A 14,567-nucleotide genomic window follows, 5' to 3' on the forward strand; every position below is an offset into this window, starting at 1 on the left:
CATCATCTAACATTCAAAATTCGATTAAAGCCCCAGTTTGCCAAGGTCCATACCGGGAATACCGCCACCGGGCAGAATATCCTTATAGGTTTCCTGCATACGTTCCTGGGCGGCTTCTTCCGCTTTTTCGAGTGCCTTATTAACGCCGGCGACTACCAAGTCTTCCATCATTTCAGCATCTTCCGGATCAATAACATCTTTGTCTAACTTGATGCTCAAAATTTGACGTTTACCGTTTGCTTTAACTTTTACCATGCCACCGCCGGCTTCAGCTTCCACTTCTAATTTCGCCAGTTCCTGCTTGGCTTCTTCTACTTTTTCTTGCAGCTCGGAAAACTTTCCGAACATATTGGCCATATTGTTCATCATACTAAAAGTTTAAGTGTTTAAAATTTGGTTGTATCATACAATAACAATCATTCAACGATTGTATAAAGATAAGAGTCTTTACTTACTGATTTAAATTATAATCAAGTTCGGCTCCAAAGAGTTCAACTAATTTCTTTATGGTAGGATCACGTTCCTGAAGCTTCTTAAATCGCTCATACGGACTCATAGAATCCTCGGAGTTTTTCTCCTGCTTTTTAACAAAGCACGAAAAGCTGAGAAAAGCTCCAATTTCATCCTCTAAAAACTTGCCGAGGCGCCGTTTGTTTTCGTCCACAATTTTTTTAGCGAACTCATCCGTCGCACGAAGTTTTAAATCTCCGTTTTTTAGTTCAACAGCATCAACACGCTGCATTTGCAAATACAATAAATGAGGTACATGATGTCGCAGACTTCCCAGATAATCCTCCCAGCAATCGTTGATTTCTTGTAACGTTACGTCTTTGGGCGCCCGTTTTTGAACAGTGGTAGTTTCGGTTTGTTGGGATTCCTGAGGTTCAGGAGCAGAATTTGGTTGGGGAGCGTCTGGTTCAGGTTTTTCCAGCGATGATGTCCCAAACAGATTATCAAATTCATCATCTTTTTGGGAATCCTCCTTTTCGCTTTCACTGGCAGCAGTATCTGCTACTTTTTGCTTAGATTTTGGCTTTTCCTGTGGTGTCTGCTGCCCATTAGTATTCTTAGCCGGTGTTGTACTTGTATCAGGTTCTGTTTGTTTTTGGGGATGGGTTGGTTGCTCGGGTGATTGGGAAGCCTCCGCTTTGCCTTTTTGGTTTGGAGGCTTCGTATTGGGTACAGGCTCTTCGGTTTTTTGCTCGGAGGCCGGCGGAGATTTAATTTCCGAATCGAGTTCTTGCTTAGCAGATTCTTGCGTATCAGAGGCAGGAAGCTCCGAATTATTTAGCTTTTTTTTTAACCCCTCTAACTCTGTAAGCAGGGTGTTCAGTTTTTGCGACCGCTCCATATGGATGAGTTTTAGAAGCGTAATCTCAAACTGAATTTTGGGCTGATGGGCTTCCTTAATCTTGTATTGGGCTTCACTTACAATATGGAGCATCCGCATCAGGTCATCCTCAGAAAATGCTTTTGACGATTCCCGATATCGTTTTTTGGTATCAGGTGATGCTTCTACCAAGTGCATTTGCTCGGAACTTTTAGCAACATATAAATTGCGCAAGTGTTCGGTTAATCCTACTAAGTATTCCTGGATGTCGTATCCCTCTTGGAGCAAGTCGTTGATAAGTTCGAGGCCGCGACTGGAATCCTGTGCTTCCACGGCATTCATAAAGTCGAACATGCGCTCGGTGCTCACTACATTAAGTGCACGTAGTAGTTCCTCGTGTTCAATGTTGTTTCCACAAAAGGCGATAGCTTGATCCATCAATCCAAGAGCATCACGCAGAGCTCCATCGGCTTTCTTAGCGATTACGTGTAGCGATTCTTCATCAATACGAATGCCTTCATTTTCAGCTACGTTGGCAAGGCGTTCTACGATTTGGTCTACGCTAATACGTTTAAAATCGAACCGTTGGACACGCGACAAAATAGTAGGCAATACTTTGTGCGGCTCGGTCGTCGCAAAAATAAAAATGACATGATCGGGAGGCTCTTCCAATGTTTTCAGCAGGGCATTAAACGCCGATTTGCTGAGCATGTGAACCTCGTCAATAATATAAATCTTATAGCGACCGTTTTGTGGCGGAATACGGACGCGTTCGCGCAGGTCGCGAATATCATCTACGCTGTTGTTAGAAGCAGCATCAATTTCAACAACGTTGAGTGTCTGATTCAGTGATTCCCCATCAACATCTCGATCAATTTCATTAACCGTTCGTGCTAATACACGGGCCATTGTGGTTTTTCCAACTCCACGCGGACCGCAAAACATATACGCGTGAGCCAAACGACTTTTTTTGATGGCATTTTTTAGCGTACTGCTAACATGCTTCTGTGATACAATATCATCAAAAGAAGTAGGGCGGTAGGTACGTGTTAACGCGCGATAGTTATCAGACATCAGAGGCTCTTGTTCACCTATTGGTTATTGCTTTAAACAACGGATAAATCTACAAAAAATGAAGCCCATTTCGCAGTGTAATTTCGACGGGATAAGTGGTTTTGAAGGGGTATTTACGGTTGGAGGGTAAAGCTGTTGGTATGGATTACTTTTTTGCTATCTGAATCTGCTTCTTCATCCAGGTATAAAATATACTCAAACCGATACTGTCCTTCATCAAGGGAGACCATATCTTGAATAGCATTAATTGCAACATCTCTTGGGAAGGTATTATCTGATCCCAACGGAATGGGTTCGGGTACGACTGCAGCTGTAAAGTACCACGAGCCGAGATTCGTCCAGTTACCATTAGATTTTGTAGCAATAGTAAGGTTATGGCTTGGCTCGGTAATATAGTATTTAGTGTCGGTATTGTTTTCAATCGAAAGGGTGATTGTACCATCTGCAGATAGGGAGTAGGATGATTGATCAGTATGAAAATAAATACCCGATTCACTGCTGGTAAAGGGGGATGGAAATTGTTGGCATCCCCACGTAGTTATGATGAGTATAATACCGATGGCAACATTTTTCATACCAGACAAAAGAACTACCTTAAATAGCATTAATACATTATTTAGATAATACTTTTTGGGTAGTTATGCAACGTCATTCATTATCGAATGTTCTAATTTGTGATGATGAGACTCACCATGTTGCAGAGTTTGAAACTTTTTGCTTGATATGTTCTCTTGTGTAAGAGCTTTTTTGAGGTCGTTAATGGGTTCATGCATGCCATCATCTGCCATCGGGAACGTCCCAAAATGCATGCCGATACTGTTGGTTGGATTGAGATCTTGGTGTGCCATTACAGCTTCCTCGGGCGACATGTGTATTGCTTCCATAAACCAACGTGGCTTGTAGGCACCAATAGGAAGGATAGCGGTATCTATAGAGTTGAATTGTTGGCGGATTTCTTTGAAAAAATCTCCATAGCCGGTATCACCTGCGAAGTAAATATTGCCCGAAGGACTTTCCAAAACATATCCGCACCAGAGCGTTTTATTGCGATCAAAAAGACCACGGCCTGAGAAATGTCGGGCGGGCACGGCTGTTAGTTTGATTTCGTTGCCCAGTCCATATTTATCCCACCAATCCATACGGAGAGTGTTGTCAATACCTTGGCTATGTAGATAACGTTCTACCCCCAGGGGTACGATAAATTGCGGGTCGCATTTGTTTCGCAGACGCTTCGCAGCATCAATATCTAAGTGGTCGTAATGATTGTGACTTACTAACACCGTATCAATATGAGGAAGATCATCAAAATCAATGCCGGCTGGTCGTTTTCGTTTGGGACCTATCCACTGGTAGGGACTGGCACGAAAACTCCAAACGGGATCTGTTAAAATATTTTGGTTGCCTATTTGTATTAAAAAGGTGGCATGATTGATAAAGGTAATACGATATTCCCGTTCGTTTACAGATTGAGGCGGAGGAGAAAAGTTAGGTAGATCTTTTTTGCGATACGTTTTCCACGGCCCCTTGTTATTTCCTCCAAGCCACCATTTAAGGACTTCACCATAATGATGCGTTCCGGCATCATCGGGATTGACAAATTTTTTGCCGTCAAAATGGTCAGAGTTATTTTCAACGTATTTTGGGGCAGCAAGTAACTGATCCGCAACAAATAATGCGGCAACAAAGAAACCCACAGCAGCCAGGATCCAAATCATTTCTATTACAAGGTGTTTTTAATCATGAGATAGGAATAGTTACAACAAGCCAACTGCCGATTTGTTTCGTATGAATTAAGAATCTTCACTTTTTAGATTTTTATTAAAGAAGTCAAAAATTCGGGAGTACTCATCGTACCATGCGTCGGGATCTTGAAAGCTGTGACGTTCAGTAGGATACATCATCATGTCGAACTCTTTGTTACCGGTTTGGATGAGTTCTTCTATATACTGTGCTGCATCCTGGAACCCCACATTGTTGTCGGTAAGTCCATGTAAAATAAGAACTGGATCTTCTAACTCTTCGACATATGTGATGGGAGAGCTTCGGGCAAAATTTACAGAGTCGGCTTCGGGGGTACCCAAGCGAGGTTGGGTGTACCACGGATTAGTATGATAATAATTCTCCCAGTTTGTTACGGCGCGCAATGCAGCAGCGGCATCAAAATAATTGGGCGCTACACTGGTCGCATAAAGGGCCATAAACCCACCGTAACTACCACCGTAAATACCGACGCGAGAGGTGTCGGCCTGTTCATAATGTTCGGCCAGGTAATCAATGCCGTCAATAATATCCCGTGTTTCATACTTTCCCATCCAATCGGTAACATCTTCACGGAACTCACGCCCATAGCCGGTACTGTGACGATAATCCACCTCTATGACGTAGTACCCTTTTGCCGTTAGATATTGATGAAACATATATTCGCGGTAGTAATTGTTGGACCATCCCTTGTATACATTTTGCAGAGAGCCGGCTCCATGAACAAATACAACGACTGGGTGCTCAGAGTTTTGTGTTTTGTTGATGGGTTCCAGAATCGACATGGATAACTTTGTTTCACCATCGCGGGCTGTAAATCGAATGTAATCTTCTTTTTGCCAGTCCACTTGCGAAAACTGATCAGGGATCGTTTGTGTTAAGCGTTTTTCGTCTTTGTTGTTCGTCAAATTTAGGCTATACAGTTCAAATGGTTCATTAAAATAACTGTACTGATAAACGACATGGCTTTTATCGTCACTGAGCTCGAAATTTTGTCGAAAACCTGTTTCGGTTGTCAACTTCTCAGTTTGGTTTTTGTCAATGTCCATGCGATAAACATGACGTTCACCCGGATCGACTTCGGTAGACGCATAAATAATTTCAGCACCATTGAGCCACTCCGCCCAGGGGACTTCAAATGCCCCTTTCGTATGTTGATGTAATTGCGATCCGTCAGGATTGACCGTATAAATATGATTCCATCCATCCTTCTCGGAATGTATCATCAACTTATTTCCGGATGGAGCGAAAGCAATTTCAGTGTCATAAAGCCATCCATCGGTAGAATCTTCAAAAACAGTGGTTGGCTTGTTTGATTCAAGGTTAAAAACCTTGACGTCACGTTTTTTCATGGGAGCGCCAGTAATATCGGTGGCCAGATACAAGCCATCAGTGCTAATTTCGGTGTCAACATATCCCTTTTTCTCCAACAATTGAGTAATTTCTCCCTTTTTGAGATCTGCTATAGAAATCACACGTCGGGCAATACCGCGACGGGTTGCACCTGGTTCTACGTATTTTCCAGCATATTCAGGAAAGTAGTACTCCTCGTAACCAGAAGTATCATACTGTGATAGTACAAGTTTATGATTGCCAGCCCATCCTTCAATGCTGTATCCCGTTTCATCCTCGTCTTTGTTAGTAACCTGGGTAAGTTTGGAGTTGTTTATATCAATAATATAAATGTCACCTTCTTGAACATATGCAATTCGGTCACTGTCAGGACTCCATTCGGCTCCATACTCTGAGCTCTGGGTGTCAACCAGCTTTCTTTTATTGCTAAAATCGATATTGGCAATCCAGATGTCCCCTTCGTCGAGATAGAATAACTTTTTTCGATCCGGTGATACGCTAAAATTTTGTTCTACTTTATCAGCAACAAGTGTTTGTTCTCCACCTTTTACAGGACGTTGAAAAAGTTCTTCTTCCGTCATCGAAGAATCATTGGCTTGATAGTAGATATGAGATCCATTGGGGGAAAAAGATACAATATCTGGCCGATTTCCAGCCAGCAGGGGATCATAAAAAATACTTTCGAGACTCAGGGTGTCAACACCGGACTGCCCGTGAGCTAACATTGGGATGAAAAGAAATAATAGGCAAATTTTGAGAAATGATCGCATAGAAAGCTTAACTGATTATTTGGTTGCTGAACGACAATAAAGAAAGGTTTTATGAGATGGGCAAAATCTGCAACACAATTTTACGAAAATTGTTAAACTCAGATTGGAAAGTTAACGATAGTAGAATGCTCCTTTCTTCTTCGAAGCGATCATTGCAGCCCCAACAATGCTGGCATCATTTAAAAAACTGGCTGCTTTAAAGGTAGTATTAATTTTAATGTAGGGGAACGTTTTGTTTGCTTTTCGGCTTAGCTGTCCACCTAAAATGAAAAGATTGGGGTGTAAGATTTTTTCCAAATGTTCCAACACTAATTGCAGGCGTTTAGCCCATTCTTTTTTGCCAATGCCTTCTTCTTTACGAGATTTATTTGATGCTCGTTCTTCAATAGTAAGACCTTGGATTTCTAACAAGCCCAATTCGGAATTAGGCATCAACCTGCCATCCATAAAGAGGGAGGAGCCAATGCCGGTGCCTACCGTTAATACAATTGTCAGTCCATCCTGATGTTGGCCAGCACCAAAATACATTTCTGCTAATCCCGTGGCATCGGTATCATTGATAACGGACACTTCATTATCAGTGATTTCAGAGAATAGTTGCTCAGCATCAGCATCTATCCAGGAATCATCTATGCGTTTGGCAGAAAGTACAATACCCTTTGTGACAGGAGCGGGAAATGCGCAACCGATCGGACCATCCCAATTGAATTCATTGCGTACAATGTGGTGCATCTTTGCAAGAATCTTATGGGGGGTGGTATCATCAAGGGGCGGGGTACTTTTTCGCTCAGAAATAATTTCGCCTTTATCGGTATCAACAATACAACCCTTTATCCCATAACTGCCGATATCAATGCCTAAGATTTCCATATCTGTTAGTGGTTTATGCAGGGCACTGGCTGACTGTTATTTTTCAATAAGTACCCAACCTTCGTCGTCAATCATGCGCTTGGCTTTTTTCCATTTGATGTCAATGACTTCGCCACTGTTCATGTTCTGGATTTTCACATAATCGTTGCGGCCGGGTTCTTCTTCAACAGTTACCGGCTGCGGTTTTTGATCACTACGTTGTTGTTGATTGCCGTTTTGTTGTGCTCCGCCGCCTGACTTAAAGCCCATGTTGGTAGCATCAGAATGCTGTGTTTTGGCGCGGTTCATATCAACCTTAGCACGTTCTTCGGGGGCCTGTTTCATTTTTTCTTGGTCGGCCTGCATTTCTGGTATTGCTTTCCAGATTAACGAGATGGCATCTTGGTTGATCTCATCAAGAAGCTGTTTAAACATCTCAAACGCCTCTTTCTTGTATTCGAGCAATGGATCTTTCTGTCCATAGGCTCGTAAGCCAATACCTTCTTTAACCGAATCAAGTTCACGCAAGTGGTCCATCCATTTACTGTCGATTGTAGAGAGCACGGCTGTTCGTTCAAGGGCACGGGCAACTTCTTTGCCTTCGTTTTCATATGCTTTATCAACATCAACCACTACGCGCATGCGACGGATGCCATCGGTAAAGATAACCTGTACTTTGGATGGTTTGTCCTCGGCATCAGACTGTTTGATATTTTTGATAACCTGGTACAACGGCTTGGAGATCATCTCTTCCTTCTGGCGATATACCTCGTAAGCCCGCTCAATGATGTGATCAATGAGCACATCGGGTCCCATTTGTCCCATTTCCTCGCGGTCAAGCTGGATATCTACGGCCAAGAATCGAAGGATGGTATCACGTAGTTCATCAAGTTCTCCCTGTGGATAATGTTCATCTACAACACTTTGGACCAGATCTTCGAGCATGTCATAAATATCGCTGCGAAGTTCTTCACCACCCAAGGCGTGTTTACGTCGTTTGTAAATAACTTCTCGCTGGTTGTTAAGTACGTCATCATATTCCAGCTGTTTCTTTCGAATGCTGAAATTATTTTGCTCTACTTTGCTTTGGGCCCGTTCCAGTGATTTTGTAATCCAAGAGTGAGTAATGGGTTCCCCCTCTTCAAAGTTGAGGCGTTCCATGACATTTGCCACTCGGTCTGACCCAAAAAGCTGCATTAAGTCATCTTCAAGAGAAACAAAAAATTGTGATTCCCCGGGGTCACCCTGACGACCCGAACGACCACGCAGCTGCAAGTCAATTCGTCGCGATTCGTGGCGTTCAGTACCTAAAATAGCCAGTCCACCTCGTTCCTTAACACCCGGCGCCAGCTTAATATCTGTACCACGACCAGCCATGTTGGTAGCAACGGTTACGGCCCCCGGCTGACCCGCATTTTCTACAATTTCACTTTCTTTAGCGTGATGCTTTGCATTCAACACATTATGCGGAATACCTTCGCGTTTGAGCATGCGGCTGATGGTTTCCGAAACGTCCACGCTGGTAGTACCGACGAGCACCGGCTGTTTAGATTCGTGATATTCCCGGATGCGTTCAATAGCTGCATTATATTTTTCGCGTTTAGTACGGAAAACTAAATCTTCTTTATCATCCCGAATTACCGGTTCATTGGTGGGAATGATAACAACATCAAGATCATAAATTTCATTGAATTCACCTTCCTCCGTAGCAGCTGTACCGGTCATACCCGACAGCTTATTATACATACGAAAGTAGTTCTGGAGGGTAATGGTTGCATACGTTTGAGTGGCTGCTTCAACGCTTACATTTTCTTTCGCCTCGATAGCCTGGTGTAGTCCGTCAGAATAGCGTCGCCCGGAAAGTACACGTCCAGTATGTTCGTCCACAATTTGCACCTTGCCATCCTGCACGATGTATTCTTCTTCACGTTCAAACAGGGTATAGGCTTTGAGCAGTTGGTTTACCGTGTGGATACGGTCGCTGCGTTCAGCAAACAAGCGGTGTATTTCGTTTAGTCGTTTTTCACGCTCTTGAGAGACTTCCTGCTTGGCTTCCTCAATTTTTTCTTCTTTGTATTCTTCGCTCCACTCGTCATTATTTTTGATCTCCTGAATCTTTTCTTCACGAAGTTTATCTATTTCTTCATCAAGATCAGTGGTTTCTGTACCAAGGTCAGGAATTACGAAAAATTCCTTATCCTCATCTGCCTGGGTTATAAAATCTTGTCCCTTTTCCGTCATCTCGATGTTATTCATCTTCATATCCACCGAATAGTAGAGCACTTTATCGACTTCAGGCAACCGACGGGCATTATCTTGCAGGTAAAAGGCTTCTGTCTCCTGAACCAGCTTCTGGTTTTCAGGGATCTGCATCATCTTGCGGAATTTCTTGTTTTTTGGAAATCCACGTTGGGCTCGATATAAAGCAAGACCTGCCTTTTCCCTATTCCCTTCTTCAAGATGATCTTGTGCTTCTTTAACAAGATTTGCAACCAGCTTTTTCTGGGCACTTACCAGCGATTCAACCCGTGGTTTTAGTTCTTCATATTTTTCTGATTGGGTATCTTCGGGTACCGGACCAGAAATGATGAGTGGAGTTCGGGCCTCATCAATAAGAATTGAGTCAATCTCATCAATAATGGCAAAGTTATGATCGCGTTGTACCAGTTGCTCAGAGTTGACGACCATGTTATCACGCAGATAATCAAAGCCGAATTCATTGTTTGTTCCGTAGGTAATATCTGCACGGTAAGCCTGACGACGTTGTTCAGAGTTGGGTTCATAAAGATCAACACAGTCAACTTCGAGGCCGTGAAAATTAAACAGCGGTTCATTCCATTCGGCATCACGTTTAGCCAGGTAGTTGTTGACAGTGACAATGTGCACGCCACGTCCGCTCAACGCATTGAGATAAGCAGGCATAATTGCAGCCAGTGTTTTACCTTCACCTGTTTTCATTTCAGCAATCTTGCCCTGGTGCATGGCAATGGCTCCAGCAATTTGCACATCGTAGGGAACCATACCCCATTCGTTCATATTGCCACCTACCATCCATTTTTCGCCTAAGAAACGACGGCAGGTATCTTTCATTACAGCAAAAGCTTCGGGCAGAATTTCATTCAGAACTGCTTCAATGGTATCGGTTTGTTCTTGTTCCAGCTCTTCCAACTCTTCGGCCAGTTGTCGTCGCTTATTTACCGATAACTCATCGTCGCTGTTGAGAGTATCTTTTAAGGACTGTATGTCTTCGTTAATTTCTTTGGTAGCGTCCTGTATTTTCTGACGGAAGTTTTCTGTTTTTTGCTTTAATTCTTCATCAGAAAGTTCCTGCATCCCATCGTAATGTTCATTTACTTCTTCAACGATAGGCCATATTTTTTTGAGGTCGCGATCGCTTTTAGAACCAAAAATGGAGGTTAAAACATCTCCAACTGTTTCCGTGAATGTTTCGAACATAAAATATTACTGGTCTCGTACAATTTTTGTGATCTGTGAAAGTTACAGCTTACGCAGTGCCTGTTCAAATTATTTAACAGCTATCAAATATTTTTTGCGTTATAAGCCTATGAGACACTGTATACAATGTAACCCATAATTTAGGGTTCTTATTGTCTAAATTTATTTTTATTTTAGGAGTCTATCTAAGAATTGAATTTTCATAAATCGACACTGTAACAATGAAACGTACTTACCAACCAAGCAGCAAGAAGCGCAAATCAAAGCATGGTTTCCGTAAGCGTAACAGCAGCAAGAACGGAAGAAAAGTATTGAAGAAGCGCCGCAAAAAAGGGCGTCATCGTTTAACGATTAGTGATGACCAAGGGCCGAAGTAAGCAATCTTCTGGCTCTGGTGATGATTTGAGCTTACCCAAGGATAAAATCCTGCGAGGCCGGAAGAATTTTAAACGTCTTTTTGAAAATGAGGCTCAGGTGATTCGCAATCAAATTGTGGATTTACGGTTTCAGATTTTGGATATGGATTCTTCCGGTTGTTTCATGGGATTTATTGTTAAAAAAAGCTTGGGTAAAGCTCATAAACGAAATCATATGAAACGGCTTCTTAAAGAAGCATATCGGCACCATCAGCATATATTATCAAAGCCTGTAAGCGGTGCCTCGGTAACATTCCACGGGGCATTTATGGCTAAAGTAGTTGATGCTACGTATGCCGATGTAGAAAAAAATGTTATTGCTTTGCTTAGCAAAGTTCGAGATCAACTCTCTCCCGGCCATTCATGAAGTATCTTTTAATAGGACTTGTCCGTTTATATCAACTCATTATCTCTCCGTGGATGCCCAGCAGTTGTCGTTTCCAACCCACCTGTAGCCAATATAGTATTGAAGCTTTTCGTAAGCATGGTGCAATAAAAGGGGTATGGTTGACAATCAAACGTGTGGGCAGTTGTCATCCCTGGAGTAAAGGGGGGCATGACCCTGTGCCGGAACCTAAGAATAATTCATAATTCAGACTGAGGATTTCTTTTGGATCGTAATACAGTAACAGGATTTATATTAATTTTTTTAGTAATGGTTGCATGGACCTATTATTCCATGCCGTCGGAACAGGAAATGCAACAACGACAGGCCGAACAGGCCCGTCAAGATAGTATTGCTGCCGCGCAGGCTGATACCCAGGCACAGGAGCAAGAGCAAGGAGTTGCCCAGCAGGCCGAGCAAGAGGAAGGCAGCCAAGATACCCAAACGCCGCAGCTTTCCGAAGAGCGCGATGATAAGCCCGAGATGGGAATGTTTGCAGAAGCCAGCATGGGTGATACCTCAAAGATCGTTGTTAATTCTCCTCTTTATAGTGCCACGTTTACAAATGTGGGGGGCGGACCATCGAAAATTTTATTTAGAGATTACGAGACTTGGGACCATAAGCCGGTCCAGATGATTGAGGATACAACAGAATCGGCATATTCGCTCGGGTTTTTGACCAGTGAAAATTATAATGTAGAAACCGACGAACTTGTATTTGAGCAAATTACCAAAGGCGATACGTTATCGATTGCCTCTGGCGAAACGCAAGAGATTAAATATGCACTCAACATTAGTGACGAAAAACGGCTCATATATACGTATACCCTATTTGGGGATACCCATGAGATAACGTTGGATGTAGCATTTGAGGGGCTTGAACGAGATATTATTGGCGGTACCGTTGATTTTGGATGGAAGTCGCCGCTAAATTTCACGGAGAAAAACCCCGCTACGACCGAAGCAATGTATATGAAAGCTTATGTATATACCGGCGGTGAGATGGAAGAGCTTAAGCTGAGTGAAGCAGGCCGGAATGAGCAGAGCTATAATGGAAATATTGATTGGGTGTCGACACGGTCGAAGTTTTTTGCTCAGATCATGAAGACATCCAACAACACCCAGGGAGCTCGTCTGGTAGGAGAGCAAAGCGGGGAGACCGATCTTTCAACAACAGAACACCGATACCAATCATTTATAACTACCGATCTCTCCGATAAGGGGAAGGCTTCGTATCACATGTATGTAGGTCCGCTGTCTTACTACTCTTTGCAGGACTATGAGGGTAGCACCTATGGGATGGTCGATACGGGATACAGTTGGATTAGCTGGATTTCTGATCCGCTCGTGGAATATCTCATTATCCCATATTTTGGTTTTGCTGATAACTATATGGGATACGGTTTAGCCATTATCCTTTTTGCAATTCTGATTAAATTGGTGCTTTACCCGCTTACCAAGAAGAGCTATCGTAGTATGGCTGCTATGAAAGAGCTGCAGCCCAAGATGCAGGAAATCAAGGAAAAGTATGAGGATGATCCCGAGAAGCAGCAAAAAGCAACGATGAAGCTTTATAAAGAAGAAGGGGTCAATCCGTTAGGAGGCTGTCTGCCGAACTTATTACAGCTTCCTATTTTGGTTACGCTCTGGCGCTTTTTCCAGAATTCTATTCTTATTCGTCAGCAGGAGTTTTTATGGGCTGCGGACCTTTCGGCACCGGATTATATTTTAAGTTTGCCGTTTAGTGTGCCCTTTTTAGGAGATCAAATTGCTGGTTTTGTTCTATTAATGACCGGAGCAATGATGGTACAGAGTAAGCTTACTGGGGGAATGGGACCCGGTGGCGGAGGCGGCGGAGCAACCGGCGGCGTAAACATGAAGGCATTACAATATATATTCCCGTTTATGCTTCTGTTTATCTTTAATAACTTTGCAGCGGGGCTTAGTCTTTATTATCTCATCTACAACGTTATGAATATTGGTCAACAGCTGATTATTTACCGTCAGCTTGACAAAGAGAAGGAAGCCGCAGAGGCATAAAAAGATCTGTATTACATATTTAATAAAAGGCTCCGACTATTCGGAGCCTTTTTGATTTGAGCTCGATTTAATCTTTTTCATATTATTCTGAATTCTGATGCGGTGATACAGGATTCTAAGAAAGTATGAGGTGGCTATTAAAGTAGTCTTGTCACTTCACAAATCATCCCTATATTTGGTCTTATGTCGAGTATTGCAAAGTATATATATCCCCAAGTTGTATGGCAGGAGCGGCAGAAAAAGTTGTGGAATCCTATCCACAAAAAAGCCCTAAAAAATTTGCCTGAAGAACGAGTACGTCTTCGGATTATGGAGGCATTAATAAGAGCCGGTTGGTCAAAGCATCGCATTTCAACTGAAGAGTCTGTTGGCCAGTTGGGAGACCAGTCTATGCGATCCGATTTAATTTGTTATACACAGCAATTTGAGCCTAAACTTCTGATTGAGTGTAAGGCTGAACATATCAGGATATCGGCAAAAACAGCTGAGCAAGTAGCACGATATAATCAAAAGGTAGGGGCTGATTTTTTGTTGATGACGAATGGAGTTTCGGATTATTGGTATGCTATTGATAAAGCGGAGGCAAAACAGTTAGATGGGGAACCTGATTTGATAGAAGGAGCAACCGGTCAGCCAGAATACCATTTTGATGATTGGAAACAGCGAGGTTTTGCCGGCGAAAAGGCTTCTCCAAACCTACGGCTTTGGCTCGAACAACTATTACCTGATCTATGGTTTCCAGGAGGATCTTCGAGTGTACAGTTTTTGTCGTTTAATGATGGTCCCTCGGATATCGATTTGAATCATTATTATCGAATCATAGAAGTTGGAGATGATAGAAGGTTGGCTATATCTACAATCAATACAGCTTTTGGAGGGAATCGGATGATCGTGATTCTAAATAGGGAAAACGAAAATAAAGCTGTCCTGGAAGTGAACCTGGATGTATTTTTTGCCGATAAAAAGGGGAATGCTTCGGTCTATTCTCGAGAAGGAATACGGGCGTTTGATCTTTCCGATTATATTGATCTTAAGGCGATTAATGAAACTAAAATATTAGCAGATAAGGTGGAGACTTTGTTCAAAAATCATGTGGACTAAATTTAGGTTCGCCAGGTTTGTTGGATAGGATATTT

12 protein-coding genes are annotated in these 14,567 nt (G+C 42.6%); 5 read left to right on the forward strand and 7 right to left on the reverse strand.

What is annotated here, in order from left to right:
* Positions 1 to 24: 24 nt before the first annotated feature.
* From AAFH98_RS05175 to secA, 7 genes are all read right to left on the reverse strand, one after another.
* Positions 25 to 369, reverse strand: a complete 345-nt coding sequence (locus AAFH98_RS05175) for a YbaB/EbfC family nucleoid-associated protein (protein WP_342521627.1) — start codon at positions 367 to 369, stop codon at positions 25 to 27.
* A gap of 82 nt (positions 370 to 451) precedes the next feature.
* The gene (dnaX, locus tag AAFH98_RS05180; RefSeq protein ID WP_342521628.1) at positions 452 to 2,404 is read right to left on the reverse strand and encodes a DNA polymerase III subunit gamma/tau; all 1,953 of its coding nucleotides are present in this window, start codon (positions 2,402 to 2,404) and stop codon (positions 452 to 454) included.
* A gap of 113 nt (positions 2,405 to 2,517) precedes the next feature.
* Entirely contained in the window at positions 2,518 to 3,009 is a 492-nt protein-coding gene (locus AAFH98_RS05185; protein ID WP_342521629.1) for a hypothetical protein, read from the reverse strand.
* Between the two features lie 33 nt (positions 3,010 to 3,042).
* Entirely contained in the window at positions 3,043 to 4,119 is a 1,077-nt protein-coding gene (locus AAFH98_RS05190) for an MBL fold metallo-hydrolase (protein WP_342521630.1), read from the reverse strand.
* Between the two features lie 75 nt (positions 4,120 to 4,194).
* Positions 4,195 to 6,285: a S9 family peptidase gene (locus tag AAFH98_RS05195; RefSeq protein ID WP_342521631.1), complete on the reverse strand. Its 2,091-nt coding sequence runs from the start codon at positions 6,283 to 6,285 to the stop codon at positions 4,195 to 4,197.
* A 111-nt stretch (positions 6,286 to 6,396) separates the two neighbouring features.
* Positions 6,397 to 7,155 (reverse strand): polyphosphate--glucose phosphotransferase, encoded by a 759-nt coding sequence (gene ppgK, locus AAFH98_RS05200; protein ID WP_342521632.1) that lies wholly within the window; start codon positions 7,153 to 7,155, stop codon positions 6,397 to 6,399.
* A 36-nt stretch (positions 7,156 to 7,191) separates the two neighbouring features.
* Positions 7,192 to 10,590, reverse strand: coding sequence for a preprotein translocase subunit SecA (secA, locus tag AAFH98_RS05205; protein ID WP_342521633.1), 3,399 nt, complete (start codon positions 10,588 to 10,590; stop codon positions 7,192 to 7,194).
* 221 nt (positions 10,591 to 10,811) lie between these two features.
* On the opposite strand from secA, the gene rpmH reads away from it, so the two are divergent.
* The 5 genes from rpmH (at position 10,812) to AAFH98_RS05230 (ending at position 14,532) form a co-directional block, all read left to right on the forward strand.
* Entirely contained in the window at positions 10,812 to 10,967 is a 156-nt protein-coding gene (rpmH, locus tag AAFH98_RS05210) for a 50S ribosomal protein L34 (protein ID WP_342521634.1), read from the forward strand.
* Positions 10,948 to 11,373: a ribonuclease P protein component gene (locus tag AAFH98_RS05215; RefSeq protein ID WP_342521635.1), complete on the forward strand. Its 426-nt coding sequence runs from the start codon at positions 10,948 to 10,950 to the stop codon at positions 11,371 to 11,373. The genes rpmH and AAFH98_RS05215 overlap by 20 nt, the downstream gene beginning before the upstream one ends.
* On the forward strand, positions 11,370 to 11,597 hold the full coding sequence (yidD, locus tag AAFH98_RS05220; protein WP_342521636.1) for a membrane protein insertion efficiency factor YidD: 228 nt from the start codon (positions 11,370 to 11,372) through the stop codon (positions 11,595 to 11,597). Before AAFH98_RS05215 ends, yidD begins: the two co-directional genes overlap by 4 nt.
* 19 nt (positions 11,598 to 11,616) lie before the next feature.
* Entirely contained in the window at positions 11,617 to 13,431 is a 1,815-nt protein-coding gene (gene yidC / locus AAFH98_RS05225) for a membrane protein insertase YidC (protein ID WP_342521637.1), read from the forward strand.
* A 183-nt stretch (positions 13,432 to 13,614) separates the two neighbouring features.
* Positions 13,615 to 14,532 (forward strand): type I restriction enzyme HsdR N-terminal domain-containing protein, encoded by a 918-nt coding sequence (locus tag AAFH98_RS05230; protein WP_342521638.1) that lies wholly within the window; start codon positions 13,615 to 13,617, stop codon positions 14,530 to 14,532.
* Positions 14,533 to 14,567: the final 35 nt, after the last annotated feature.

It is taken from the genome of Fodinibius sp. Rm-B-1B1-1, assembly GCF_038594945.1.
GTDB lineage: Bacteria > Bacteroidota > Rhodothermia > Balneolales > Balneolaceae > Fodinibius > Fodinibius alkaliphilus.

Bases quoted from the DNA above. Each gene is read 5' to 3' on its own strand.
- AAFH98_RS05175 (WP_342521627.1), bottom strand. From the start codon at position 369: ATGATGAACAATATGGCCAATATGTTCGGAAAGTTTTCCGAGCTGCAA.
- dnaX (WP_342521628.1), bottom strand. From the start codon at position 2,404: ATGTCTGATAACTATCGCGCGTTAACACGTACCTACCGCCCTACTTCT.
- AAFH98_RS05185 (WP_342521629.1), bottom strand. From the start codon at position 3,009: ATGCTATTTAAGGTAGTTCTTTTGTCTGGTATGAAAAATGTTGCCATC.
- AAFH98_RS05190 (WP_342521630.1), bottom strand. From the start codon at position 4,119: ATGATTTGGATCCTGGCTGCTGTGGGTTTCTTTGTTGCCGCATTATTT.
- AAFH98_RS05195 (WP_342521631.1), bottom strand. From the start codon at position 6,285: ATGCGATCATTTCTCAAAATTTGCCTATTATTTCTTTTCATCCCAATG.
- ppgK (WP_342521632.1), bottom strand. From the start codon at position 7,155: ATGGAAATCTTAGGCATTGATATCGGCAGTTATGGGATAAAGGGTTGT.
- secA (WP_342521633.1), bottom strand. From the start codon at position 10,590: ATGTTCGAAACATTCACGGAAACAGTTGGAGATGTTTTAACCTCCATT.
- rpmH (WP_342521634.1), top strand. From the start codon at position 10,812: ATGAAACGTACTTACCAACCAAGCAGCAAGAAGCGCAAATCAAAGCAT.
- AAFH98_RS05215 (WP_342521635.1), top strand. From the start codon at position 10,948: ATGACCAAGGGCCGAAGTAAGCAATCTTCTGGCTCTGGTGATGATTTG.
- yidD (WP_342521636.1), top strand. From the start codon at position 11,370: ATGAAGTATCTTTTAATAGGACTTGTCCGTTTATATCAACTCATTATC.
- AAFH98_RS05230 (WP_342521638.1), top strand. From the start codon at position 13,615: ATGTCGAGTATTGCAAAGTATATATATCCCCAAGTTGTATGGCAGGAG.